The sequence below is a fragment of the Bradyrhizobium sp. AUGA SZCCT0283 genome, from assembly GCF_018130385.1.
In the GTDB taxonomy this organism is placed as follows: Bacteria; Pseudomonadota; Alphaproteobacteria; order Rhizobiales; family Xanthobacteraceae; genus Bradyrhizobium.
Genome location: NZ_JAFCLU010000001.1, coordinates 435,344 through 460,135 on the forward strand (window position 1 = coordinate 435,344; position 24,792 = coordinate 460,135).

The window sequence follows — 24,792 nt, forward strand, 5'->3', positions numbered from 1 at the left end:
CCATTTAATTTTCTTCGGACTAATTTTCTTCCGCACTATCCCGGCGGCGTGCCGTTGATATCGAGCACATGGCCGGCGAGATAGAGCGAGCCGGTGATCAGGATGCGCGGCGGCACTTCGTAAGCCAGCCGCGACAGCGCATGTAGCGCGGCTTCGACGCTTGCAGCATTTTCCACGCGCATGCCGAGCGCGCGCGCCGCATCCGCCAGCCGGTCCGGCGGCATCGCATTGTCGCGGCCGGGAATCGCCACCGCCATGATGTGGCGCGTCAACCCGGCGAAATTGGCGAGGAACGCGCCCGCATCCTTGTTCGCCATCATGCCCGCGATCACCACCAGCGGGCGCGACACCCGCTCTTCGAGATCGCCGAGCGCCGCTGCCGTGACGCGGCCGCCTTCCGCATTGTGTCCGCCATCGAGCCAGATCTCGCACCCCTTCGGCCCCTGATCGACCAGCGCGCCCGCGACCAGCCGCTGCATCCGCGCCGGCCATTCGGCACCAACGATGCCGGCCTCGAACGCCGGCATTCCGATTTTGAACGCCTCGATCGCGCGCAACGTCGCGATGGCGAGACCGGCGTTATCGAATTGATGCCGCCCGAACAGTTTTGGTGCCGCAAGATCCATCAGGCCGCGCTCGTCCTGATAGACCAGCCGCCCGCACTCGACACCGGCATGCCATTGCTGTCCCGCCGCATGCATCGGCGCGCGCATGCGCTTCGCCGCCGCCTCGATCACCGACATGGCCTCCGGTGCCTGCTCGGCGCAAATCAACGGCGCGCCGCGCTTGATGATGGCGGCCTTCTCACCCGCGATCGCAGTCAGCGTGCTGCCGAGGAATTCCGTGTGATCCATGCTGACCGGCGTGAGGACCGTTGCGATCGGCCTGTCGACGACGTTGGTGGCGTCGAGCCGGCCGCCAAGACCGGTTTCCAGCAGCACGACATCGGCCTCATGCTCCGCGAACAGGCAAAACGCCGCCGCGGTCTCCATCTCGAAAATCGTGATCGGCTCGCCGGCATTGACCTGCTCGCAATGCTCCAGCACCCGGCGCAACTCGGCATCATCAACCAGCCGGCCGCCGCCCTTCTCGCCGAGGCGATAGCATTCGTTGATCCGCACCAGATAGGGCGAAGTGTAGACGTGGACGCGCAGCCCTGCGGCTTCGAGGATCGCGCGCAGATAAGCGATGGTCGAACCCTTGCCATTGGTGCCCGCGATATGGATCACCGGCGGCAACAGGGCTTCCGGATGATCGAGCCGCTCTATCAGGCGGTGCATGCGATCGAGGCTGAGATCGATGCGCTTCGGGTGCAAGGCAGACAGCCGCGCGATCAATTCACCGAGCGGTTGGGATTTGGCGGCAGGCAGGTTCACGCGTGGGGCGCAGCCGGCGCGGCTTCCGGCGCCGAGACGATCTGGGCCGGGTCCGTGACCTGCGGCGCAGGCTTTGAAGCGACGTCGAGCGCCGGGGATTTGGTCAAGAGCCGGCACAGCCGCGCCAGCGTCGGGCGCATCTCGTGGCGATGCACGACCATGTCGATCATGCCGTGATCGAGCAGATATTCGGCGCGCTGGAATCCTTCCGGCAGTTTCTCGCGGATGGTCTGCTCGATCACGCGCGCGCCGGCGAAGCCGATCAGCGCGCCGGGCTCGGCAATCTGCACATCGCCCAGCATGGCGTAAGACGCGGTGACGCCGCCGGTGGTCGGATTGGTCAGCACCACGATGTAGGGCAGCTTCGCTTCCCGCAGCATCTGCACGCCGACGGTGGTGCGCGGCATCTGCATCAGCGACAGGATGCCTTCCTGCATGCGCGCGCCGCCCGAGGCCGCGAACATGATAAACGGCGACTTCTTCTCCACCGCAAGTTCAAGCCCGCGCACGATCGCCTCGCCCGCAGCCATGCCGAGCGAACCGCCCATGAAATCGAAATCCTGCACCGCGACAACGACGCCGGCACCCTCTAACTTGCCGTAGCCGACCTTGATGGCGTCGTTCAGCCCGGTCTTGGCGCGCGCGTCCTTGATGCGGTCGACATATTTGCGCTCGTCGCGAAACTTGAGCGGATCGGCCGTCACTTCCGGCAGCGCGATGTCGTACCAGGTCTCGTTGTCGAAGATCGACTTCAGCCGCGCCACCGCGCCCATGCGCATGTGGTAGTTCGAGCCGGGAATGACGAACTGGTTGGCCTCGACGTCCTTGTAGAACACGAGCTGCCCGGAATCCGGGCACTTGATCCACAAATTCTCCGGCGTCTCGCGGCGCAGGATGTTGCGGATTTTTGGCCGGACGACATTGGTGAGCCAATTCATGGTTCGCTCCGAAATGCGGTTAACGCATCAACTGATTCATATGGCGATCCGGACCTAGCCCGGCAAGCCGCCGCAATTGTGGCCTATTCCGCAGCCTGTTTCGCTCCCCGCACGCCCTGCGCCAGCGCGGTTACCAGATCGGCAACGGCGCCGACGGTTTTCGGGGTCGCGCGGCCCTCGCTATCGAGGCTGGCGCGGAGCGCATCGACCAGCGCGGTGCCGACCACGGCGCCATTGGCATTCTCGGCGATCGCCCGCGCCGCATCCGGCGTGCGGATGCCGAAGCCGACGCAAACCGGCAATTTGGTGTGCCGCTTGATGCGGGCGACGGCTTCGCCGACCGCATTGGAATCGGCGCTGGCGCTGCCGGTGATGCCGGTAATGGAGACGTAGTAGACAAAGCCCGACGTGTTCGCGAGCACCGCCGGCAGGCGCTTGTCGTCGGTGGTCGGCGTCGCCAGGCGGATGAAATTGAGCCCCGCCTTCATCGCCGGGATGCAAAGCTCGGTGTCCTCTTCCGGCGGCAGGTCGACGATGATCAGGCCGTCGACGCCCGCGCTCTTGGCATCGGCAAGGAACTTGTCGACGCCATAGATGTAGATCGGATTGTAGTAGCCCATCAGCACCAGCGGCGTGGCATTGTCATCCTTGCGGAAGCCGCGGACCATCTCCAGCGTCTTCTTCAGGGTCATGCCGGCCTTCAGCGCGCGCAGGCCCGCCGCCTGGATCGACGGCCCGTCGGCCATCGGATCGGTAAAGGGCATGCCGATCTCGATGATATCGGCGCCGGCCTTCGGCAGTGCCTTGATGATGTCGAGCGACGTTTTGGGATCGGGATCGCCGGCCATCAAAAAGGTGACAAACGCCGAGCGGCCCTGCTTGGCGAGGTCGGCAAATCTTGCGTCGATACGGGTGGTCACTTCTTCCTGCCCTTCAGAATTTCCGTGATCTGCGGAATGTCCTTGTCGCCGCGGCCGGAAAGATTGACGACCATCAGGTGATCGCGCGGACGTTTCGGCGCGAGCTCCATCACCTTGGCGATCGCGTGCGCCGGCTCCAGCGCCGGAGGAATGCCTTCAAGCCGCGTCAGCAACTGAAATGCCGCGAGCGCTTCCTCGTCGGTCGCCGAGAGATAATTGACCCGGCCGGTTTCGTGCAGCCAGGAATGCTCCGGGCCGATGCCGGGATAATCCAGCCCTGCCGAAATCGAATGCGCGTCCTGGATCTGGCCATCCTCGTCCATCAGCAAATAGGTGCGGTTGCCATGCAGCACGCCGGGACGGCCGCCGGCGATCGAGGCGGCGTGGAGCTGTGTCAGCCCGTGGCCGGCGGCCTCGACACCGAAAATCTCGACGGAGGGATCATCGAGGAAGGGATGGAACAGCCCCATCGCATTGGAGCCGCCGCCGATGCAGGCGACCAGCGAATCCGGCAGCCGGCCTTCGGCCTCCTGCATCTGCTCGCGGGTCTCGATGCCGATAATGGACTGGAAGTCGCGCACCATCATCGGATAGGGATGCGGGCCCGCCACCGTGCCGATGCAGTAGAACGTGCTGTGCACGTTGGTAACCCAGTCGCGCAGCGCGTCGTTCATCGCGTCCTTCAGGGTGCGCGCGCCGGACTGAACCGGAACCACCTTGGCGCCCAGCATTTCCATGCGGATCACGTTGGGCTGCTGACGTTCGACGTCGACCGCGCCCATATAGACCACACATTCGAGCCCGAACCGCGCGCATAGCGTCGCGGTGGCAACGCCGTGCTGGCCGGCGCCGGTCTCGGCGATGATGCGCTTCTTGCCCATGCGGCGCGCGACCATGATCTGGCCGAGCACATTGTTGACCTTGTGCGAGCCGGTGTGATTCAGCTCCTCGCGCTTGAAATAGATTTTTGCACCGCCGAGATGCTCGGTCAGTCGCTCGGCGAAATAAAGCGGCGACGGCCGGCCGACATAGTTCTTGAGGTAGCCGTTCATCTCCGCCTGGAACGCCGGATCGGCCTTGGCGTCGGCATAGGCCTTTTCCAGGTCGAGGATCAGCGGCATCAGCGTCTCGGCGACGAAGCGGCCGCCGAAAATACCGAAATGCCCGCGCTCGTCGGGGCCGGTGCGGAACGAATTGGGCAGGTTTGGATTCATCGGACCATCAATTCTTCAGTGGCGCGCGCGGCGCGAATGAAATGGCGGATCATCTCGGGATCCTTGACACCGGGCGCGCTTTCCACGCCGGAAGACACATCGACGCCGCCGGCGCGGGTGACGCGGACCGCCTCCGCGACGTTGTCGGCGGAAAGCCCGCCCGAGACCATGAAGGGCAGCTGGAGATCGAGCTTTTCCAAAACGTGCCAGTCGAACACGGCCCCTAACCCGCCGGGGCGGGTGGCGCCCTTGGGCGCGCGGGCGTCGAACAGGATGCGGTCGGCGACGCTGGCATAGCCCGGCAGCACGGCGAGATCGGCCGACGTCTCCACCGCAATTACCTTCATGACCGGAAGTGCGAACTTCGCCTTGATGTCGCGTACGCGCGCAATGGTTTCCTTGCCGTGCAATTGCAGGAGATCCGGCCGCAGCGTCTCGACGATGTTTTCAAGCGTCGCGTCGTCGGCATCGACGGTCAGCGCCACCTTGGCGGCGCGGCCCTTGGCCTGCCTGCCGAGTTCCCGCGCGGTCTCGAGGCTGAGATGGCGCGGCGACGGGGAGAAGAACACGAAGCCCACCATGTCGGCGCCCGCCTCGAGCGCTGTGTCGAGCGTCTCGCGCGTGGACAGGCCGCAAATTTTGACGAGCAGGGGCATGGTCTCTCAGGGGCGGATCCAGCGCCGCCAGGGCTAATTGAAACAGGCAAATTGGAACAAGCTGACGGGGCGGGTTCTACAACGTCGCGCCCTGCTTGTCTCGCCCTGTGGCCCCATAGATCCCGTACCGGGACGGCGCCGGAAGGCGCTGCTGATCGGCCCGGGAAACCGCCGCCGCAGCCCGCAAATCGGCCGTCTCCGCCCTCGCCCGGCGGGCATCCGCCTCATGCTGGCGCGCCGCGCGGCGCCAGTGGCGCTGGCGGAACCAGGTCGCCATGCCGCCTGCCGCTACCCCCAGAATGGCCACCGCAATGATCACGGCAAACAGCGGCATCGACACCGCGATCACCGGATCGGTCGAATTGAAGGGATCGAACGACACCGTCACGAAATGGCGGTTGGCGACCGCAAAGACGATGAAGATGAGTCCTAAGGGAATGACGACCAGCGCCGTGAAAAACTTTCGCATGACCATCTCTCGTAGTGATGGAGAACGGCAGGCACGAAACCCTGCAACACGGCTACATCTCGTTAAACCCGAAGAGTCATTTATTTGCGCGTTTTCTTTACGCGAACCGGGTCCACTTCGCTTGAAAACGCTATGATTAGGCGCCGGCCTCGGGCGAGCCGTTCTCGCGGTTCAGCCGCTCGCGCATTTCCTTGCCGGTCTTGAAGAACGGCACGCTCTTCTGGTCGACCGGCACATGCGCGCCGGTGCGCGGATTGCGCCCCGCGCGCGCCGGGCGATGCTTGACCGAGAAAGCGCCGAAGCCGCGCAGCTCGACACGGTCGCCGCGCGCCAAGGCTGCCACGATCTCATCAAGGATTGCGTTCACAATGTTCTCCACATCCCGCTGATAGAGGTGCGGGTTGTGCTCGGCGATGCGCTGAACAAGTTCGGATTTGATCATCGAAGTTGGGATCCGGGATCGTGCGGATATCCATTTCCGTGAAAATGCCTTGCACTGTCAAGACGCTAAATCACTTTTGAGCAACGCGAAATGGCGTGACAAGCGGTCCGAAGGGGGTATGTGACGACACCCGCAGTGCGGGAGAATGTGGCGAAGAGCAGCCGGTGCGGCTCAGTTTGGCGCCGCGGGGCGCCACAACGCCAGCATGCCGTCGAGCGAGAGCTGATCGACCGCCTGAGCGACACCGCCCTGCTCGATCTGGCGCGCAATGGAACTCAAACCGAGCGCATCGAACGTGATCGAAGCCGCCGTTCGCAGGAACGTCAGGTCGCCGAATCGCGGAGTCAGCTTGTAGTCGCGCACCGGCAGATCGCTTTTGATCTTCTTTTCGGCAACCAGCCATGCGACGGCGGCCTTTTCGTCGCCGAGCTGATCGACCAGCTTCAGTTCCACCGCCTGGCGGCCGGTGAAGACCCGTCCGTCCGCGACCTTTTCCAGCAGCGCATCATCCATGCCGCGCCGCTCCTTCACCAGGCCGCGGAACCAGGCATAGGAATCCTTCACCAGCGCGTCGAGCGCGGCGCGCGCCTCCGGGCTGGTCGGCTCGAAACCGTTGGGCGCAGCCTTCAACGGCGAGGATTTCACTTCCTCGACCTTGACGCCCACGGTCTTCAACAGCTCGGTGAAATTCGGAAATTGAAACAGCACGCCGATCGAACCGACCAGCGAGCTCTGGCGCGCGACGATATGATCGGCGGCGATCGCCGTGATGTAACCGCCCGACGCGGCCAGCCCCTCGACCACCACCACCAGCGGCTTCTTGGCCTTCAGGCGCACCAGGGAGTCGTAGAGCTGCTCGGAGCCGGCCGTGGTGCCGCCCGGCGAATTGATGTGGATGATGACAGCGGCGTGGCTCGATTTCTCCAGCCGCTCCAGCGCCTCGACCCGTTGCTGGTCGCTGCGGATCAGCCCTTCGATGTTGACGCGCGCGATCGAGCCCGATGCCACCAGCGCAGACGGCCCGCTCGTCGTCGCGATCGCGCCCACGGTGACGATCGCCGCGATGGCAATCAGGCCAGCCGCGACGCGCCAGAAGGTCAGCTTGCGGCGGATCCTGCGGCGATCGACGATCACGTCCGAATCGAGCGACATCGAAATTCTCCTGAAATAATCGGCGCGTTTTGCACTCGCAGCGCTAGCGAAGCGTTATCTGATTACATCAATTGCGATGCAATATGAAGAAAGCAAGGCCCCGGGAGCACGCCTTACGGTCGTCATGGCCGGGCTTGACCCGGGCATCCACGTCTTTGGCGCGAAAAGCGAGACGTGGATGCCCGCAACAAGCGGGGCATGATGGAGAAAGTCTTACAGTCAAAAAAAGGCCCCGGTCGAAACCGGGGCCTGATGTCGCAGACAGATAGACTGAAAGCTTACTTGTCGCGGTTCTTGAGCGCGGTGCCGAGAATATCGCCGAGCGTCGCTCCCGAATCCGAGGAGCCGTACTGCGCGATGGCTTCCTTCTCTTCAGCGACTTCCAGCGCCTTGATCGAGACCTGCACCTTGCGGGCCTTCTTGTCGAACTGGATTACGCGGGCATCGACCTTCTCGCCGACGGCGAACCGTTCGGCGCGCTGATCGTTGCGGTCACGGGCGAGCTCGGAGCGCTTGATGAAGGTGGTGAAGTCGGTGCCCGAGATCTTCACCTCGATGCCGGCTTCCTTCACTTCGAGCACTTCGCAGGTCACAACCGCGCCCTTCTTGACGTCGCCCGGCTCGGCGAAGGGATCGCCTTCGAGCTGCTTGACGCCGAGCGAGATGCGCTCCTTTTCGACATCGACGTCGAGCACCACGGCCTTGACCATGTCGCCCTTCTTGAAGTTGTCGATGACCTGCTCGCCCGGAAGCTTCCAGTCGAGGTCGGACAGATGCACCATGCCGTCGACGTCGCCGTCGAGACCGAGGAACAGACCGAACTCGGTCTTGTTCTTGACCTCGCCTTCGACGGTCGAACCGACCGGGAACTTCTCGACGAAGACTTCCCAGGGATTGCGCATGGTCTGCTTGAGGCCGAGCGAGATGCGGCGCTTGACCGAATCGACTTCCAGGACCTGCACTTCGACTTCCTGCGAGGTCGAAACGATCTTGCCGGGGTGCATGTTCTTCTTGGTCCACGACATTTCCGAGACGTGGATCAGGCCTTCGATGCCCGGCTCCAGTTCGACGAACGCGCCGTAGTCGGTGATGTTGGTGACGCGGCCGGTGAAGCGCGCGTTCAGCGGGTACTTCGCCTCGATGCCCTGCCACGGATCGTCCAGCAACTGCTTCATGCCGAGCGAAATGCGGTGGGTCTCGTGGTTGATCTTGATGATCTTGACCTTCACGGTCTGGCCGATGGTGAGCACCTCGGTCGGGTGATTGACCCGGCGCCAGGCGATATCGGTGACGTGGAGCAGGCCGTCGATGCCGCCGAGATCAACGAACGCACCGTAATCGGTGATGTTCTTGACCACGCCGTCGATGACCTGACCCTCTTCGAGGTTCTGCACCAGCTCCTGGCGCTGCTCGGCGCGGGTCTCTTCGAGAACCGTGCGGCGCGACACCACGATGTTGCCGCGGCGGCGGTCCATCTTGAGGATCTGGAACGGCTGCGAGTTGTTCATCAGCGGCGCGACGTCGCGGATCGGGCGGATATCGACCTGCGAGCGCGGCAGGAAGGCAACAGCGCCGTCGAGGTCGACGGTGAAGCCGCCCTTGACCTGGTTGAAGATGACGCCGTGAACCTTCTCATTGTTGTTGAAGGCCTTCTCGAGCTTGCCCCAGCTTTCCTCGCGACGCGCCTTGTCGCGCGACAGCACGGCTTCGCCGAGCGCATTTTCGATCCGGTCGAGGAACACCTCGACTTCGTCGCCAACCTTGAGATCGCTTTCGCGGCCGGGGCCGGCGAATTCGCGCAGCGCGACGCGGCCCTCGGTCTTCAGGCCGACGTCGATGACGGCCATGTCCTTTTCAATTGCAACTACCTTGCCCTTGATGACGGAGCTTTCCTGCAGATTGCCGCCGGCGAAGGACTCGTCCAGCATCGCAGCGAAATCGTCACGGGTAGGATTATAAGAAGCAGCAGTCGAAGCCATTTGTTCTCCAGATGCGGGTATTGCCGGCCATTCGGGTTAAAGGGCGCATCGCGCGTGAAGTGTCAGGGTCCGCAAATCCTGACGACCGCGTTTGCGGGAGTTCGCAAAAGCGGGCCGGCAGTATGCCTGCACGTTCGATACGTTTGATTTTATCCGGAGCCTGAAACGAGCGTATCGACTTCAAGAACCTGGAGCGGACTTTCCTCCAATGACGGCGGGGGTTCAAACCTCCAGCCGGCCCGCTCGGACAGCCCTGATCTCATCGATGGCGGCCCGGATGGGCGTGGATATAGCCCCAAGGGCCATTTTCGGCAAGCCGGAAATGCCCGATTTACGGGCCTTTAAGGCTGACAGACGCTAACCATGGGCCCGCGCTATCAACGCTTTGTTGACCGCCCGACGCGAAAGGCCCGCAGCCCCCGGCGAGATGGAACCCGGCCTTAAACGCCGCCCGACACGATGGCGCCGTTCAAGAACAGGGGTACCCGCATGAAGAGCCTGATCACTCTGACCGCCATCGCCGTCTTTACCGTGGCCGTTGCCGGCAAGCCGGCCGCTTTTGCGACCGACAAGGCGGTTGCCGCTGCCAAATCCAAGCCCGTCATGATCGCCGAACAGCAATTGCCCTTCGACCGCGAGCGCTCGAAGAACTGATAAAATCTAGGCCCAATTGAGAGGGCTTAAAGCCGCGGATGCCCTGCGCCTCCTGCAGCACACCGCGGCCCCAATACCGAAAACTTCACCGCTTGGCGCGGACCGCCTCGACGATCGCAATAGCAGCGCGAACGCCGCCTTCGATGTCGAGATTGGAATTATCCAGAATATGGGCGTCGGCGGCCGCCTTCAGGGGAGCTGCGGCGCGATTCCGGTCCCGTTCGTCGCGCTTGAGAATATCGGCCAGCACCAGCGCCTCGTCGGCCGCTTCGCCACGCGCCAGCGCTTCCAGCGTCCGGCGGCGGGCCCGCACCTGCGGGTCGGCCACGACAAAGATCTTCACATCGGCATTCGGGCAGATCACGGTTCCGATGTCCCGCCCGTCGAGCACGGCGCCCGGCGGATCGGCCGCAAACTGGCGCTGAAAATTGACCAGCGCCTCGCGCACGCTGGGAATTGCCGACACCACCGAGGCCGCATCGCCGATGCGTTGCGACTTCAACTCGGGATGTCCGAATTTTTCCGGATCGAGCTCCCTGGCAACCGCCACCGCCCGCGCTTCGTCGGTGAGGTCAAATCCCTCATCCAGCAGCGCTTTCGCCACCGCGCGATAGATCACGCCGGTGTCGAGGTGGCGATAGCCGTAATGGTGAGCGAGCCGCTTGCCGAGCGTGCCCTTGCCGGATGCCGCCGGTCCGTCGATGGCGATGATCATGGGAGCCATGTGCGACAGAGCGGCCATGTGGTCAAGGCCGTGGCGACGCAGATGCGTCCAAATGTTCCTCGCCCCGGCCACCGACCGCCTCTATTCTGAACCCTGCCCGGGAATTCCATCCAAGGATCTGCAGAAATAGCACCGGCTGGAGGGATACGATGAGCGCCATTTCACGACGTCGTTTTATCGGCAGCGCCGCGGCCGCCTCGGCAATCCCGCTGATCGGGTCTTCGGCCCATGCGCAGACCGACTGGCCAACCAAGCCAATCAAGATCATCGCTGGCTATCCGGCCGGGGGACAGACCGATTTGTTCGCGCGTACCTATGGCGAATATATCCGGTCCGAGACCGGCCAGAACGTGACGGTGGAAAACAAGGCCGGCGCCTCGGGATCGGTCGCAGCGGCCGAAGCCAAGCGCGCCGCGCCCGACGGCTACACGCTGATGTTCACGATCTCGACGACCATGATCATGAACCGCGTTCTGATCAAGGACATCCCTTACGACGCCGAAAAGGATTTCGTCCTCGTCTCGATCATGCCGGCAGGCAGCCTGCCGTTCGTGGCCGGCGAGAAGACAGGCGCCAAGACACTCGCCGAATTCGTCGCCTACGCGAAGAAAGCCGAGAAGGTCAACATCGGCACCTATGGCGCAGGCTCATACGCACACATGGCGGTCGCCGAAATGAACAAGCAGTATGGTCTCAAGATGGAGGCGGTCCATTATCGCGGCGAGGCGCCGATGTGGACCGATCTTGCCGGCGGATTTATCGACGGCGCCCACGGCAGCTACTCCGCGGCGTTGTCCGTCCTGCAGAGCGGCCGCGGCCATGCGGTCGCCGTCTCGCGCAAGCGCATGTCGACATTGCCGGATGTCCCCTCTTTCAAGGAGCAAGGCGCAACATCGCGCATCTTCCAGTTGACCGGCTTCCAGTGCTGCGCGGTGCCGATGGGCACGCCGGTGGCCGTCATTCAGAAGCTGTCAAATCTCCTGGTCGCCGGCGGCAAGACCGAAAAGGTGCAGCAGCTCATGAAATCGTTCGGCGTCGATGATACCGCGATGACGTTCGAGGAGACGCAGAAACTGTACAAGGACGAAGCGCCGGTCTGGCTCGAGGCGGTGACGAGCCTTGGGCTTGCGCCATCCTGAACCGCGGGCACCGGCTATCTACGAAAACTCCGCGCCCAATGAGCGCATCATTGGAATGAAATCCGGAAAGCTGGTGGCGATGAAGGCGGTGTCGTCGACCTTGACCGGCTTGTCGGCGGCAAGCCCCATCACCAGCGCCGACATGGCGATGCGGTGGTCCATGTGGGTGGCGACCAGGCCGCCGCCGGGCACATGGCCACGGCCCTCGACGATCAAGTCGTCGCCCGCAACCTCGACCCTGACGCCGTTGACGCGCAGCATGGCGGCGGTCGCCTCCAGCCGATCGGATTCCTTGACGCGCAGTTCCTGCAGGCCGCGCATGATGGTGGTGCCTTCGGCGAAGGAGGCTGCGACCGCCAGCACCAGATATTCGTCGATCATCGAGGGCGCGCGCTCAGGCGGCACCTCGACGCCGCGCAGTTTTGATGCGCGCACGCGCAAGGTCGCCATCGGCTCGCCGGCATCGCCGCGGACTTCGCTTTCCTCGATCGAAGCGCCCATTTCGCGCAGCGTCGTGAAAAGCCCGGTGCGCAGCGGATTGGTCATGACGTCGGAAAAAGTCACGTCGGAGCCTTCGACGACCAGCGCCGCCACGATCGGGAATGCCGCCGAGGACGGATCGGCAGGTACGACGACGGCGGCGCCATGCAGTTCGGGCTGGCCCGTCAGCGCGATCTTGCGGCCGTGGCTGCCTTCTGGGGTCGAGACAATCTCGGCACCAAAATGTTTCAGCATCAGCTCGGTGTGGTCGCGGCTGGCTTCCTGCTCGATGACCGTGGTGACGCCGGGCGCAGCGAGCCCCGCCAGCAGCACCGCCGACTTGATCTGGGCCGAGGCCACGGGGGTCCGGTAGAGGATCGGCACGGGATCGCGGGCGCCGTGCAGTGTCAGCGGCAGGCGGCCGCCTTCCTTGCTCTCACCGGCTCTGGCGCCCATCAATTCCAGGGGATCGAGGATCCGGCGCATCGGGCGGGACCGCAGCGAGGCGTCGCCGTCGAACACGGCTGATATCGGGCACCCCGCCACCGCCCCCATCACCAGCCGGCAGCCGGTGCCGGAATTGCCGAAATCGAGCGGGGAGGCCGGCTGGGCGAAGCCCGCCACGCCCACACCCGCAACCTTCCAGGCGAACGGCCCCGTCCGCTCGACCCTGGCGCCCAGCGCCTGCATCGATTTGGCGGTATTGAGGACGTCTTCGCCCTCCAGCAGCCCGGAAATCCTGGTTTCGCCGACCGAAAGCGCTCCCAGGATGAGGGCGCGGTGCGAAATCGACTTGTCACCGGGAACGCGGACTTTGCCGCTCAAAGGGCCGCTGGCGCGGGATTCCAGCGGGGTTTGGGTGGTTGAATGGGTCAAGATCGTGGTCCTCTGCGGCGGCGGCAGTACCACATGGGCCCTACCGCGTCACGCTGCCGTCAAATGCGACAACCGCTATTGACAGCGGCTCCTCAACTAGCCAAGTGAAGCACCGTTTTTCAGAATTTCCCAGGATCCACACGTGGCCAAATCCGATCTCGGAACCAAACGCATTTGCCCGACGACGGGTAAGAAATTCTATGATCTGAACAAGAACCCGGTGATCTCGCCCTACACTGGCGAGGTCGTGCCGATTGCGCCGGTTGCGCCGCCCCGGGCCGCCCGTGGTGATGCCGCACGCGCCGCGGCTGCCGCTTCGGCCACCGCCGCTGCCGATTTGCCGGAGGCCGCCGAGGCCGAAGAGTTGGTCTCGCTCGAGGAGGCCGACGCCGAGGAGAATACCGGCAAGGTCAAGGCCGTGGTTCCCGAATCGGAAGACGACATCGAGATCGACGAAACCATCGAGGGCGATGACGACGACGATTCCACCTTCATTCCCGACGAGGAAGAGGGCGATGAGGACGTCACCGACATCATCGGCGACGTCGGAGGCGATGAAGAGACTTGAGATCGGCCCAGAACTGTGTTCTGGGTCTCCCCCGCAAGTCGCCCAAGGCTTGCGGGAGCATGGTCGGAGAGACCGTGCCCTGACTGCGAAGGGGCCATAGCTCAGCTGGGAGAGCGCTTGCATGGCATGCAAGAGGTCGGCGGTTCGATCCCGCCTGGCTCCACCAGCCTTCGCTTGCTTCGCAAGCTACGGCTCGGCAAGCCAGCCGCGCTCCATCGTAGCGAAGCTAGCGAAGGCTGCCGCGGCGTAGCCCGAAGGGCGAAGCTCCATCCATAAGTACTCAATATTCACAGGCTGCGGCTCGGCAGGGCTATAGGCTATGGGCTGGACGGCGGAGACGATCTGCCATGAAGTACGTCTATATCCTCGAAAGCCTCGATTCCCTGCATTTCTACGTTGGCATTACCGACGACCTGCGCGCGCGACTGGCCAAGCACAATGCCGGAGAAGTTCCGCACACGTCGAAGCACGGGCCATGGCGAATTAAGACCTACGTTGCGTTCAGCAACGCGGCGCAGGCGGTCGCCTTCGAAAAGTATCTGAAGTCAGCCTCCGGCCGCGCCTTCGCCAAAAAACGCCTCTAGCTGGCAACTACCCCAGCCTAGGCTTGCTTCGCGCGCTACGGCTCGGCAAGCCAGCCGCGCTCCATCGTAGCGAAGCTAGCGAAGGCTGCCGCGGCGTAGCCCAACGGGCGAAGCCGGGCTACTCCCCCAACACCGCATTCAACCGATCGCGTAGCGCGACGATCTCGTTCTTCATCGCCACGAGTTCACCGACCGAGCAAGCTGACGCCGCGAGAATCGATTGCGGCACCGCTCTCGCTTTCTCGCGCAGTGCCTCGCCCTTTGGCGTCAGCGCGATCAGCACCTGGCGCTCGTCCTCGGTGCTGCGCGTCCGCCTGACCAGTTCGGCCGCCTCCAGCCGCTTCAGCAGCGGCGTCAGCGTGCCGGAGTCCAGCAGCAGCCGCTCGCCGATGTCCTTCACCGGCACGCCGTCGCGCTCCCACAGCACCAGCATGACCAGATATTGCGGATAGGTCAGACCGAGCTTGTCGAGCAGCGGCTTGTAGACGCGGTTGAACGCGTGCGCGGTGGAATACACCGCAAAGCAGAGCTGATTATCGAGTCTCAGCGGCAGGTCGGCCGCGTGTTTCCTGGCCATCACAACCTCGTCAACGGACCGCGCTCCTGGCCCGGTCCGGAACCGTAAGCGCTTGATTTCAATTGTATACGATTAGATCGTGGACCTTGCAATAATTTATATTGTGCACAATTCAATTGTGTGCAATGCATTTGCCATCGAAACGGCAAACCCATGGAGAACCAGATGTCCGTGAACGTGCTCTACAAGACCAGCGCCAAGGCCACCGGCGGCCGTGATGGCACCGCCGCCACCCTCGACGGCGCACTCGACGTCAAGCTCGCGACCCCGAAGGAACTCGGCGGCGGCGGTGCCGCCGGCAACAATCCCGAGCAATTGTTCGCGGCCGGCTATGCCGCCTGCTTCATCGGCGCGATGAAGTTCGTCGCTTCCCAAGGCGGCCCGAAGGTGCCCGCGGACGCCTCCGTGACCTCCACCGTCGGCATCGGCCCGCGTTCGGCCGGCGGCTTTGGCCTCGATGTCGAACTCGCCGTCTCATTGCCCGGCGTTCCCAAGACGGATGCGGAAGCCCTGGTCGCCAAAGCGCATCAGGTGTGCCCGTATTCCAACGCCACCCGCGGCAACATCGATGTTCGCCTGACCGTCGTCTGACGACGAGATTCGAACGGCCCGCCGCTGATGCCGGCGGGCCGTTCGCGCGCCCTGCGGAATTTTCCGCAGGCTTGCTACGGCGGCGGCGTCATGTGCCTGTGCGCGAGACGCCATTGCCGCCGCGCCTGAAGACCGCTAGCTCAGGATTTCGATTTTCTCCTTGAGCGAAGGTTGTTATCCATGAGTTCTGTAGCCGCTCCCGGCGCAATGACCGGCCTGCGCGTGATCGATCTCACGCGCGTGCTCGGCGGCCCCTATTGCACGCAGATCCTCGCCGACCACGGCGCCGACGTCATCAAGGTCGAACCGCCGGCCGGCGACGAAGTGCGCGACTGGGGCCCCCCGTTCCATGAGGAGGATGCGGCCTATTTTGTCGGCATCAACCGCAACAAGCGCTCGATCGGGCTCGACCTCGCCTCCGAGGGCGGGCGCGCGGTGCTGCTCAAGATGCTGAAGACCGCCGACGTCCTGATCGAGAATTTCAAGCCGGGCACGCTCGACAAATGGGGCATCGGCAATGACGTGCTGCGCGCGAAATTCCCAAAACTGGTGCACTGCCGGATTTCCGGCTTCGGCGCCGACGGCCCGCGCGGCGGCAATCCCGGCTATGACGCCATCATCCAGGCCATGACCGGCATGATCGCGGCGACCGGTTCGCCGGAGAGCGGCCCGATGCGGATCGGCGTTCCCCTGGTCGACATCACCACGGGGCTTTATGCCGCGATCGGTATCCTGATGGCGCTGTCGGAGCGGCAGCGCTCGGGTCTCGGTCAGTTTCTCGAAACCACGCTGTACGAAACCGGCCTGGCGATCATGCATCCGCACACCGCGAATTATTTCATGCATGGCAAGCCGCCGGGCCTGACCGGCAACGAGCATCCCAATTTGGTGCCGTATGCGATCTTTCCGACCAGGACCGACAACATCTTCATCGGCGTCGGCAATGACGGCACCTTCCGCAAGCTCGCCAAGGAAATCGGCAAGCCCGAACTCGGCACCGATCCGCGCTTTGCCCGCAACGAGGACCGCATCGCCAACCGCGACGCGCTGCGCGCCGAGCTCGCCGCCGTGTTCAGCCAGCATGAGGCCGAACCACTGTGCAATCGCCTGCTGGCGGCCGGACTACCCGCAGGCCCGGTGCAGAAGATCGACCAGGCGCTGGCCAATCCGCATACGCTGCATCGCGGCGATATCATTACCAAGGATTGGTACAAGGGCGTCGCCTCCCCGATCCGGCTGGAGCGGACCAAGCCGAGCCTGCGCCGGACCCCGCCGAAATTCAGCCAGCACACGGTCGAGGTGCTGGGCGAGTTCGGTTACTCGAAGAGCGAGATCGAGGGATTGGTCGCCAAAGGCGCGGTCTGCGGCTCGGAACGCAAACGCTAGCTGTCGTCGCCCCTGCGAACGCAGGGGCCCATACGCCGCGGCTTCGGTTTTGGGCGCTGTGGTAGTCGCCCTTCTGCAATCACAGACGGCTGTGGTTATGGGCCCCTGCGTTCGCAGGGGCGACGCGGCAGATTGCGTCCATCAGCCTTCGCCTATTTTCCCGCTTCCCTCCACGCCCGCTTCCCCAATACCATCCTTTCGCTTATACGGTCATTTGCACGTCATCCGGCGCTGTTATCGCGCGAAACGAAGGTGACGACCCCAACCCGGAGGAATTCCATGGCACTACGACAATTCGGCGCAGCAGCGGCAGTGACTGTTGCGCTGGCGCTGACAACACCTGCCCACGCAGCGACCGAGATCCAGTGGTGGCACGCCATGACCGGCGGCAACAACGACGTCGTCAACAGGCTTGCCGAGGAATTCAACGCCAGCCAGTCTGACTACAAGGTCGTGCCGTCCTACAAGGGCACCTATGCCGACACCATGAACGCCGGCATTGCCGCGTTCCGCGCCGGCAACGCGCCGCATATCATGCAGGTGTTCGAGGTCGGCACCGCCACCATGATGAGCGCCACCGGCGCCATCAAGCCGGTCTACCAGCTCATGAAGGATGCCGGCGAGCCCTTCGACCCCAAGGCCTACCTGCCGACCATCACCGGCTACTATTCGACCTCGAAGGGCGAGATGCTGTCCTTCCCGTTCAACTCGTCCTCCATGGTGATGTGGATCAACAAGGATGAATTGAAGAAGGCCGGCATCACCGAAACTCCCAAGACCTGGCCGGACGTGTTCGCCGCCGCCAAGAAGCTGAAGGCGGCCGGCCACGACACTTGCGGCTTCTCCAACGCCTGGGTCTCCTGGGCGCATATCGAGCAGTTCTCGGCCTGGCACAACGTGCCGATCGGCACCAAGGCCAACGGCCTCGACGGATTCGATACCGTGCTGAAATTCAACTCGCCGCTGCACGTCAAGCATCTGCAGAACCTCGTCGACCTGCAAAAGGACAAGACCTACAGCTATGGCGGACGCGACAGCAAGAACGAGGCCCGCTTCGGCTCCGGCGAATGCGCGATTTTCCTGACCTCGTCGGGTTACTACGGGACCGCGAAGGGCACCGCCAAGTTCGACTTCACCTCGGTGCCGATGCCGTACTATCCAGACGTAGCCGGCGCACCGCAGAACTCGATCATCGGCGGCGCCTCGCTGTGGGTGATGGGCGGCAAGAAGCCGGAAGAGTACAAGGGCGTCGCAAAGTTCTTTACCTTCCTGTCCGACACCAACCGGCAGGCCAAGCTGCACCAGGAATCGGGCTATCTGCCGATCACCAAGGCGGCCTACGAGAAGTCGATCAAGGACGGCTTCTACGAGAAGAACCCCACCCTGCAGACTCCGCTGAAGGAGCTCACCAACAAAGAGCCGACCGAGAACTCGCGCGGCTTGCGCTTCGGCAACATGGTGCAGATGCGCGACCTCTGGGCCGAGGAGATCGAGGCGGCGCTGGACGGCAAGAAGACGCCCCAGGAAGCCCTCGACGCGGCGGTGGCGCGTGGCAATGCCATGTTGCGCACCTTTGAGAAGACGGCAAAATAGACTGAGCTACTACCGGCGCTCCCTCCCGCAAGCCGGGAGGGAGCGCTTGCATCACCCGGCAGACCGCGGCACCTGAATGGAAAAGTCCACCGTCTTCAATAACCGCCTGCTGCCGTACCTGCTGCTTCTGCCGCAGCTCGTCATCACCGTCGTTTTCTTCTATTGGCCCGCGAGCCAGGCGGTCTGGCAATCCTTTCTGCGTGAGGATGCGTTCGGTCTCGTCTCCGAGTTCGTCGGTCTGGAAAATTACCAGGCGCTGTTCGCCCAGCCTGAATATTACAAGTCGATGCTGACGACCGCGATCTTCTCGACGCTGGTTGCCGCGCTTTCGCTCTCCATCGCGCTGTTGTTCGCAACGCAGGCCGACAAGAGCCTCAAGGCCGCGCCGGCCTACAAGACACTGATGATCTGGCCCTATGCGGTAGCGCCCGCGGTCGCCGGCGTGCTCTGGTTCTTCATGTTCCAGCCCTCGCTCGGCATGCTGGCGCGGCCGCTGCGTGGCATGGGCATCGACTGGAATCCGCTGCTCAATGCCAACCATGCCCTGCTCCTCGTGGTGATGGCCGCGGTGTGGAAGCAGATCTCCTACAATTTCCTGTTTTTCCTCGCCGGTCTGCAGTCGATCCCGAAAAGCGTGATCGAGGCCGGCGCCATCGACGGCGCCCGCCCGATGCGTCGGTTCTGGACCATCGTCTTCCCGCTGCTGTCGCCCACCACCTTCTTCCTGCTGGTGGTCAATATCGTCTACGTCTTCTTCGACACGTTCGGCATCATCGACGCCGTGACCGGCGGCGGCCCCGCCGGGGCCACCACCACCATGGTCTACAAGGTCTATGCCGACGGCCGGCTCGGCGGCGACCTTGGGGGCTCGGCGGCGCAATCGGTGGTGCTGATGGTGATCGTGATCGCGCTGACCGCGATCCAGTTCCGCTATGTCGAACGCAAGGTGCAGTACTGATGGTCGAGCACCGCCCGCTCAGCGATTTCATCGCCTACGCCATCCTGACCCTGGGCGTATTCATCGTCGCCTTTCCGGTCTGGCTGGCGCTGGTCGCCTCGACCCATGACGCCGCGACCGTGGTCGGCGGCCACATGCCGGCGACGCCCGGCACGCACACGCTGGAGAATTACTACCGCGCGATCTTCGTCGGCGGTTCGCGCACCAGCCGCGAGCCGGTCGCCAATATGCTGATCAACTCCTTTGTCTCCGCGATCGGCATTGCCATCGGCAAGATTTTCATCTCGATTCTCTCGGCATACGCCGTCGTCTATTTCCGCTTTCCCTTCCGCAAGACCGCGTTCTGGATCATCTTCATCACGCTGATGTTGCCGGTTGAGGTGCGCATCTATCCGACCTACAAGGTGGTCGCCGACCTCAAGATGCTTGACACCTATGCCGGCCTGATCCTGCCGCTGATCGCATCCGCCACCGGCACGCTCTTGTTCCGCCAGTTCTTCATGACCGTGCCGGATGAACTCCTGGAAGCCTCGCGCATCGACGGCGCCGGCCCCTTCCGCTTCTTCTGGGATACGCTGCTGCCGCTGTCGGTGACGACCATGGCCGCGTTGTTCGTGATCCAGTTCCTCTATGGCTGGAATCAGTATCTCTGGCCGCTTTTGATCACCACGCAGGATTCGATGCAGACCATCGTGATTGGCATCAAGAAGATGCTGGTGGCCACGGACGAGCTTGCCGAATGGCAGCTCGCGATGGCGACCGCGGTCCTTGCCATGCTGCCGCCGGTCGCGGTCGTCATATTCATGCAGCGGCTGTTCGTGCGCGGCCTGGTCCAGACGGAAAAGTGAGGATGAGAATGCGAATGGCGAGTAGCGAATGGCGAATGGAAGGCTCCGGACGAGCCTTCCCGTGCAGCGCTTCCCCATTCGCCATTCGCCATTCGCCATTCGCCGGTGCAACCCATGGCTAACGTCACCCTCCGTAACGTCAGAAAAACCTATGCCGGAGGCTTCGAGGCCATCAAGGGCATCGATTTCGACGTCGGTGACGGCCAGTTCTGCGTGCTGGTCGGCCCGTCCGGCTGCGGCAAGTCCACGCTGCTGCGTATGGTCGCAGGCCTGGAGACCATCACCGGCGGCGAGATCGATATCGGCGGCCGCGTCGTCAACCAGATCGAGCCGGCCGATCGTGATATCGCGATGGTGTTCCAGAACTACGCGCTCTATCCGCATATGAGCGTCTACAACAACATGGCCTATGGCTTGCGCAATCGCCGTATGGCGGAGGGCGAGATCAAGACGAGGGTCGAGGAAGCCGCGCGCATTCTCGAGCTCGGCGCGATGCTCGACCGCAAGCCGCGGCAATTGTCCGGCGGCCAGCGCCAGCGCGTGGCGATGGGACGCGCCATCGTGCGGCAGCCAAAGGTGTTTCTGTTCGACGAACCCTTGTCGAACCTCGATGCCAAGCTGCGCATCGCGATGCGGGTCGAAATCCGCAAATTGCAGCGCCGCCTTTCCACGACCTCGATCTACGTCACCCACGACCAGCTCGAGGCGATGACGCTGGCCGATATTCTCGTGGTCATGAACGGCGGCCAGGTCGAGCAGATCGGCAATCCGCTCGATATCTACCAGAAGCCGGCGACCACCTTCGTCGCCTCCTTCATCGGCGCGCCGCCGATGAATCTGATGCCGCTGCGCTCCGATGAAGTCAGATCGCAATTGGCCGGAGACGCTCGCGTCAACGAAGCCGGCATCCTCGGCATCCGGCCCGAGGATTTCGTCATCACGAACGAAACAGTTTCCGGCGGCGTGGCGCTCGGCCTCACCGTGGAAGCGATCGAGCGGGTCGGGGCCGAAACCTTCGTCTACGGCACTCGTCAGCACGAAGTGCAGGGCGTCGCCGCCACCCCCGGCGAACTGCCGCCGGGCGAGGTGATCGTGCGGATTCCCGGCGCCATCGGCCCCGCCATCGGCGAGCGAATCAGGGCGGTTGCCGCCAGCGACAAGCTGCATCTGTTTACCGCCGATGGCCGCAAGCGGGTGGGTTGAGGATGTCATTCCGGGGCGGCGCGAAGCGCCGAACCCGGAATCTCGCGCAGAACAACCTCTGGATTCCGGGTTCAGCCGCTGCGCGGCTGCCCCGGAATGACGGCTGAAAATGCCGCCGCGGCCGATTTACGCAGCTTTCAGAGGCGCTTGAACCCTCCCCAAATCACCCCCATATTCCCTGGTGACCGGACGGCAAGTCGGCCGGCCGGTTGAATGGGGCGCCGTAAGGGCCCCTCAAAGTCGCTTCGAGAGGACTTTGTAATGTCTCGTGTTCCTTCGTTATCCAGTCCGTTCCTGCTTGGGTTCGACGAAATCGAGCGTGCGCTCGATCGCGTCGTCAAAGGCGCCGACGGTTATCCTCCCTACAACATCGAGCGGTGTGACCGTGCCAACGGCCAGCCCGAGCGGTTACGCATCACGCTCGCGGTAGCGGGTTTTACCCGCGACCAACTCGATGTGACCATTGAGGAAAATCAGCTCGTGATCCGGGGCCGCCAACAGGACGACAAGACCCGGCAATACATCCATCGCGGCATTGCCGCGCGCCACTTCCAGCGCACCTTCGTGCTGGCGGAGGGGATGCAGGTGCTGGGCGCGGATCTGAAAAACGGGCTGTTGTCGATCGACCTTGCCAGGCCGGAGCCTGAAAGGGTCGTTAAGACAATTGCTATCAATGAGCACGAATAATGGAACAAGGAGCGGACTCGACCGCTTAGTCTTGCAGAGGAGTCGAGACCATGAGTGATGTGAGTGTTACCTTCGAGCCCGAAAAGGTTTCCGTCGAGGCGCTGGCCCATCTTGGTGAAGGCCACATCGCCTACGTGAAACAAGTCCGTTCCGAGGACGTGCCGGGGCTGTTTCCGCAGGCGCCGAAAATCGCGCCGGGACTGAAACTGTTCGCGCTGCATGCCGCCGATGGCACCCCGATCATGCTGACCGACAGCCGCGAAGCTGCAGTCGCCAACGCATGGAGCAACGAGCTTCAGGCCGTAAGCGTGCACTGACGCAGATCTTCTGCTGTCACTGACGCAGCGCTTGCTGCTGTCACTGACGCAACTTCGCCCTCGTCGCTCATCTGATGCCGGACGAGTGCGAGAAGCGGTTTTCGGATACGCGGGCGTCGCCCGCGTATCGTCCTTCATAACAATTTCGCTGACCTCACGCCGCGCGCACGGTCGAGAGGAATTTCTCCACCTCACCCTTGAGATGATTGCTCTGTCCCAGCAGTGACCGGGCCAGCTCGTGCACATGCGTCGATGCCGCGCCGGTATCGGTCGCCCCGCGGTTGACGTCGGTAATGCTGCCCGCGACCTGCGTGGCTCCCTGCGCAGCCTGCTGCACGTTGCGCGAGATTTCCTGCGTCGCGGCGCCCTGCTCTTCCACGGCTGCCGCGATCGCCTGCGAGATTTCCGCGATGCGGCCGATCGTGCCGCCGATTTCCTGAATTGCAGATACCGACTGATTGGTCGCCGACTGCATCTGGCCGATCTGCTCGCTGATTTCCTCGGTCGCTTTCGCAGTCTGCGCGGCAAGCGCCTTGACCTCGGATGCGACGACGGCAAATCCCCGTCCCGCCTCGCCGGCGCGCGCCGCCTCGATCGTGGCGTTCAGCGCCAGGAGGTTGGTCTGCTCCGCGACCGCGCTGATCATCTTGACCACTTCGCCGATCCGGCCGGCGGACTGGGCGAGATCGGCAATCCGCGCATTGGTCTGCTCGACCTGGCTGACCGCCTCGCGCGATATCTTATGCGAATCCTGCACCTGGCGGCTGATCTCCGACACCGATGAGGCCATCTCTTCCGCGGCCGCCGCCGCGGATTGCGCGTTGGCCGAGGATTGCTCCGATGCGGAGGCGACGGTTGCCGACAGCATCTGGGTCACTTCGGCGGTCTTGGTCAGTTGTCCGGCCGATGATTCGAGTTCGGACGAAGCGGTCGATACGGTCTGGATGATTTTTCCGATCGCGGAATCGAAGCCGTCGGCCATCTGCTGCATCGCGGCCTTGCGGTCGCCTTCCGCCTTCAGCTTCAGGCTGGTCTGCTCCGTCTCCATCGACTGAACGCGCTGCGCGTTGTCCTTGAAGACCTGGACCGCGCGCGCCATGGCGCCCACTTCATCGCCGCGGCTGAGCGCCGGAACCGAGACATTGAGATCGCCGCCGGCAAGACCCTTCATGACAGCTGTCATTTCCGCGATGGGACGAATGACGCCGAATGCGACGCCGAAAATGCCCGCGCCGATGACGAGAAACACCGCGGCCGAAACGCCCCACAATACCAGCGTGAATGTGCTGACGCGTTCGGTCGCCGCGACTTCCGTCGCCGCGTTCTGGTCGTTGGTCTGCTTGACGATGTCGTCGATGATGGCGCGGTGCGCCGTATAACGTGCGGTGATTTCAGCGTAGGATTTCGCCGCCGCAGCGCTGTCGCCCTTGGCGAGCGCCGGCAACAGACCGTCCTGGATCGCGGTCCAGAAGCGGCGCACCTCGCTATCGGATTTCTCCACCAGCCTGGTCTTGAGCGCCGGGTCGAGGTCGGACTTGACCCAGAAATCCCGCCGCTCGTCATATTCCTTCTTGAGCTGCGCAATCCTGTCCCGATGCGCCGCAAGCTGCGCCGGGTCGTGCAGCACCAGGGTGGCCTCGAGATAGGCTTCGATGACATATTCCGGCGGCGGCAGAATGTCGGCGATGAGGTCGTTGCCGAGCTTGATCTGGTTGTAGAGCGGACCGCCGACCTTGAGCTGTGACAGCCCATAAACGCTGGTGGCAATCACGGCACCGAGACCCAATGCAGTAACCAATCCAAAAATCAATATCGCGCGCGAAATCGTCAGCCGCAGCGTCATGGCAATGTTCTCCGGGTGAGAAAAAATCCCAGCGAACGAAATAACCGCCATTTAGCTTAAAATTGCGTTTACCCGGTGTGCTACCAAGTGGAGAAACCGCTGTTCCCTTAAGGAACTAGGCCGCGCTCGCCGGCGGCAGGGCGAGCACCGAATAGATCGCCTGGGCATCGCGCGAGGCGCGCAGCTTCTTGGCGACGTCCTGGTCACGCAGCAGGCGCGCGATTCGCGCCAGCGCCTTCAGATGATCAGCGCCTGCGCCCTCCGGCGCCAGCAGCAGGAAGATCAGGTCGACCGGCTGGCCGTCCATCGCCTCGAAATCGATCGGGCGTTCGAGGCGTGCAAAGAACCCGAACAGCTTTTCCAGTTTCGGCAGCTTGCCATGCGGAATGGCGACGCCGTAGCCGACGGCGGTGGTGCCCAGTTTCTCGCGCTGCAGCAGCACCTCGAACACCGAGCGCTCGTTCTGGCCGGTCAGGGCGGCGGCGCGCGCCGCCAGCTCCTGCAGCGCCTGCTTCTTGCTGATGACCTTCAAAGCGGGGAGAATCGCCTCGGGTGCGACCAGATCGGTAATCGTCATGGGGCGTTCCGAGGTGAAGTGAACCGTCAGGTTGCGAGATA

The 24,792-nt window shown here is 63.4% G+C and carries 26 protein-coding genes and 1 tRNA gene; 13 read left to right on the forward strand and 14 right to left on the reverse strand.

Annotated elements, in window-relative coordinates:
• Window positions 1-35 precede the first annotated feature (35 nt).
• The 9 genes from JQ624_RS02015 to rpsA form a co-directional block, all read right to left on the reverse strand.
• The gene (locus JQ624_RS02015; protein ID WP_212417148.1) at window positions 36-1,376 is read right to left on the reverse strand and encodes a folylpolyglutamate synthase/dihydrofolate synthase family protein; all 1,341 of its coding nucleotides are present in this window, start codon (window positions 1,374-1,376) and stop codon (window positions 36-38) included.
• Window positions 1,373-2,314: an acetyl-CoA carboxylase, carboxyltransferase subunit beta gene (gene accD, locus JQ624_RS02020; RefSeq protein WP_212417149.1), complete on the reverse strand. Its 942-nt coding sequence runs from the start codon at window positions 2,312-2,314 to the stop codon at window positions 1,373-1,375. The genes JQ624_RS02015 and accD overlap by 4 nt, the downstream gene beginning before the upstream one ends.
• 83 nt (window positions 2,315-2,397) lie before the next feature.
• Complete coding sequence (gene trpA / locus JQ624_RS02025) at window positions 2,398-3,234, reverse strand: tryptophan synthase subunit alpha (protein WP_212417150.1); 837 nt, start codon at window positions 3,232-3,234, stop codon at window positions 2,398-2,400.
• Window positions 3,231-4,448, reverse strand: coding sequence for a tryptophan synthase subunit beta (gene trpB / locus JQ624_RS02030; protein ID WP_212417151.1), 1,218 nt, complete (start codon window positions 4,446-4,448; stop codon window positions 3,231-3,233). Before trpB ends, trpA begins: the two co-directional genes overlap by 4 nt.
• The gene (locus JQ624_RS02035) at window positions 4,445-5,104 is read right to left on the reverse strand and encodes a phosphoribosylanthranilate isomerase (RefSeq protein ID WP_212417152.1); all 660 of its coding nucleotides are present in this window, start codon (window positions 5,102-5,104) and stop codon (window positions 4,445-4,447) included. The genes trpB and JQ624_RS02035 overlap by 4 nt, the downstream gene beginning before the upstream one ends.
• Before the next feature lie 76 nt (window positions 5,105-5,180).
• Entirely contained in the window at window positions 5,181-5,573 is a 393-nt protein-coding gene (locus JQ624_RS02040) for a lipopolysaccharide assembly protein LapA domain-containing protein (protein WP_212417153.1), read from the reverse strand.
• Between the two features lie 136 nt (window positions 5,574-5,709).
• Window positions 5,710-6,015 (reverse strand): integration host factor subunit beta, encoded by a 306-nt coding sequence (locus JQ624_RS02045; RefSeq protein ID WP_212417154.1) that lies wholly within the window; start codon window positions 6,013-6,015, stop codon window positions 5,710-5,712.
• 171 nt (window positions 6,016-6,186) lie between these two features.
• On the reverse strand, window positions 6,187-7,167 hold the full coding sequence (gene sppA, locus JQ624_RS02050) for a signal peptide peptidase SppA (protein WP_212417155.1): 981 nt from the start codon (window positions 7,165-7,167) through the stop codon (window positions 6,187-6,189).
• 278 nt (window positions 7,168-7,445) lie between these two features.
• The gene (gene rpsA / locus JQ624_RS02055; RefSeq protein ID WP_212417156.1) at window positions 7,446-9,146 is read right to left on the reverse strand and encodes a 30S ribosomal protein S1; all 1,701 of its coding nucleotides are present in this window, start codon (window positions 9,144-9,146) and stop codon (window positions 7,446-7,448) included.
• 489 nt (window positions 9,147-9,635) lie between these two features.
• Here rpsA and JQ624_RS02060 point away from each other — a divergent pair, with 489 nt between their 5' ends.
• A complete protein-coding gene (locus JQ624_RS02060) occupies window positions 9,636-9,800 on the forward strand; it encodes a hypothetical protein (protein ID WP_212417157.1) in 165 nt (54 codons plus the stop codon).
• Window positions 9,801-9,885: 85 nt separating this feature from the next.
• On the opposite strand, the gene cmk is transcribed toward JQ624_RS02060, so the two are convergent.
• The gene (gene cmk, locus JQ624_RS02065; protein WP_212417449.1) at window positions 9,886-10,515 is read right to left on the reverse strand and encodes a (d)CMP kinase; all 630 of its coding nucleotides are present in this window, start codon (window positions 10,513-10,515) and stop codon (window positions 9,886-9,888) included.
• Window positions 10,516-10,673: 158 nt separating this feature from the next.
• Between cmk and JQ624_RS02070 the strand changes: the two genes are divergently transcribed.
• Window positions 10,674-11,663: a tripartite tricarboxylate transporter substrate binding protein gene (locus tag JQ624_RS02070; RefSeq protein WP_212417158.1), complete on the forward strand. Its 990-nt coding sequence runs from the start codon at window positions 10,674-10,676 to the stop codon at window positions 11,661-11,663.
• 18 nt (window positions 11,664-11,681) lie between these two features.
• On the opposite strand, the gene aroA is transcribed toward JQ624_RS02070, so the two are convergent.
• Entirely contained in the window at window positions 11,682-13,019 is a 1,338-nt protein-coding gene (gene aroA, locus JQ624_RS02075) for a 3-phosphoshikimate 1-carboxyvinyltransferase (protein WP_212417159.1), read from the reverse strand.
• A gap of 142 nt (window positions 13,020-13,161) precedes the next feature.
• On the opposite strand from aroA, the gene JQ624_RS02080 reads away from it, so the two are divergent.
• The 3 genes from JQ624_RS02080 to JQ624_RS02090 all read left to right on the forward strand — a co-directional run bounded on the left by JQ624_RS02080 (window position 13,162) and on the right by JQ624_RS02090 (window position 14,171).
• Window positions 13,162-13,587, forward strand: coding sequence for a TIGR02300 family protein (locus JQ624_RS02080; RefSeq protein WP_212417160.1), 426 nt, complete (start codon window positions 13,162-13,164; stop codon window positions 13,585-13,587).
• A gap of 90 nt (window positions 13,588-13,677) precedes the next feature.
• Window positions 13,678-13,753: transfer RNA gene (locus JQ624_RS02085), tRNA-Ala, on the forward strand.
• A gap of 181 nt (window positions 13,754-13,934) precedes the next feature.
• Window positions 13,935-14,171: a GIY-YIG nuclease family protein gene (locus JQ624_RS02090; RefSeq protein ID WP_212417161.1), complete on the forward strand. Its 237-nt coding sequence runs from the start codon at window positions 13,935-13,937 to the stop codon at window positions 14,169-14,171.
• A 118-nt stretch (window positions 14,172-14,289) separates the two neighbouring features.
• Here the strand turns inward: JQ624_RS02090 and JQ624_RS02095 are convergent, their stop codons facing one another.
• Window positions 14,290-14,748, reverse strand: a complete 459-nt coding sequence (locus JQ624_RS02095) for a MarR family winged helix-turn-helix transcriptional regulator (RefSeq protein ID WP_212417162.1) — start codon at window positions 14,746-14,748, stop codon at window positions 14,290-14,292.
• 165 nt (window positions 14,749-14,913) lie between these two features.
• On the opposite strand from JQ624_RS02095, the gene JQ624_RS02100 reads away from it, so the two are divergent.
• From JQ624_RS02100 to JQ624_RS02135, 8 genes are all read left to right on the forward strand, one after another.
• Window positions 14,914-15,339, forward strand: coding sequence for an organic hydroperoxide resistance protein (locus JQ624_RS02100; protein WP_212417163.1), 426 nt, complete (start codon window positions 14,914-14,916; stop codon window positions 15,337-15,339).
• Window positions 15,340-15,519: 180 nt separating this feature from the next.
• On the forward strand, window positions 15,520-16,725 hold the full coding sequence (locus JQ624_RS02105; RefSeq protein ID WP_212417164.1) for a CaiB/BaiF CoA-transferase family protein: 1,206 nt from the start codon (window positions 15,520-15,522) through the stop codon (window positions 16,723-16,725).
• A gap of 279 nt (window positions 16,726-17,004) precedes the next feature.
• Window positions 17,005-18,318, forward strand: a complete 1,314-nt coding sequence (ugpB, locus tag JQ624_RS02110; protein ID WP_212417165.1) for a sn-glycerol-3-phosphate ABC transporter substrate-binding protein UgpB — start codon at window positions 17,005-17,007, stop codon at window positions 18,316-18,318.
• A 76-nt stretch (window positions 18,319-18,394) separates the two neighbouring features.
• Window positions 18,395-19,276: a sn-glycerol-3-phosphate ABC transporter permease UgpA gene (ugpA, locus tag JQ624_RS02115; protein ID WP_212417166.1), complete on the forward strand. Its 882-nt coding sequence runs from the start codon at window positions 18,395-18,397 to the stop codon at window positions 19,274-19,276.
• Window positions 19,276-20,124 carry a sn-glycerol-3-phosphate ABC transporter permease UgpE gene (ugpE, locus tag JQ624_RS02120; RefSeq protein WP_212417167.1) on the forward strand — a complete coding sequence of 283 codons (849 nt, stop codon included), beginning with the start codon at window positions 19,276-19,278 and terminating at the stop codon, window positions 20,122-20,124. Before ugpA ends, ugpE begins: the two co-directional genes overlap by 1 nt.
• A 114-nt stretch (window positions 20,125-20,238) precedes the next feature.
• Window positions 20,239-21,327 carry a sn-glycerol-3-phosphate import ATP-binding protein UgpC gene (locus tag JQ624_RS02125; protein WP_212417168.1) on the forward strand — a complete coding sequence of 363 codons (1,089 nt, stop codon included), beginning with the start codon at window positions 20,239-20,241 and terminating at the stop codon, window positions 21,325-21,327.
• Window positions 21,328-21,588: 261 nt separating this feature from the next.
• Entirely contained in the window at window positions 21,589-22,014 is a 426-nt protein-coding gene (locus JQ624_RS02130) for an Hsp20 family protein (protein ID WP_212417169.1), read from the forward strand.
• Window positions 22,015-22,064: 50 nt separating this feature from the next.
• Window positions 22,065-22,331 carry a DUF1150 domain-containing protein gene (locus tag JQ624_RS02135; RefSeq protein WP_100415689.1) on the forward strand — a complete coding sequence of 89 codons (267 nt, stop codon included), beginning with the start codon at window positions 22,065-22,067 and terminating at the stop codon, window positions 22,329-22,331.
• Window positions 22,332-22,485: 154 nt separating this feature from the next.
• Here JQ624_RS02135 and JQ624_RS02140 read toward each other — a convergent pair whose 3' ends face one another.
• Both JQ624_RS02140 and ptsN read right to left on the reverse strand, forming a co-directional pair.
• Entirely contained in the window at window positions 22,486-24,174 is a 1,689-nt protein-coding gene (locus tag JQ624_RS02140) for a methyl-accepting chemotaxis protein (RefSeq protein ID WP_212417170.1), read from the reverse strand.
• Between the two features lie 115 nt (window positions 24,175-24,289).
• Window positions 24,290-24,751, reverse strand: coding sequence for a PTS IIA-like nitrogen regulatory protein PtsN (ptsN, locus tag JQ624_RS02145; RefSeq protein ID WP_212417171.1), 462 nt, complete (start codon window positions 24,749-24,751; stop codon window positions 24,290-24,292).
• Between the last annotated feature and the right edge of the window lie 41 nt (window positions 24,752-24,792).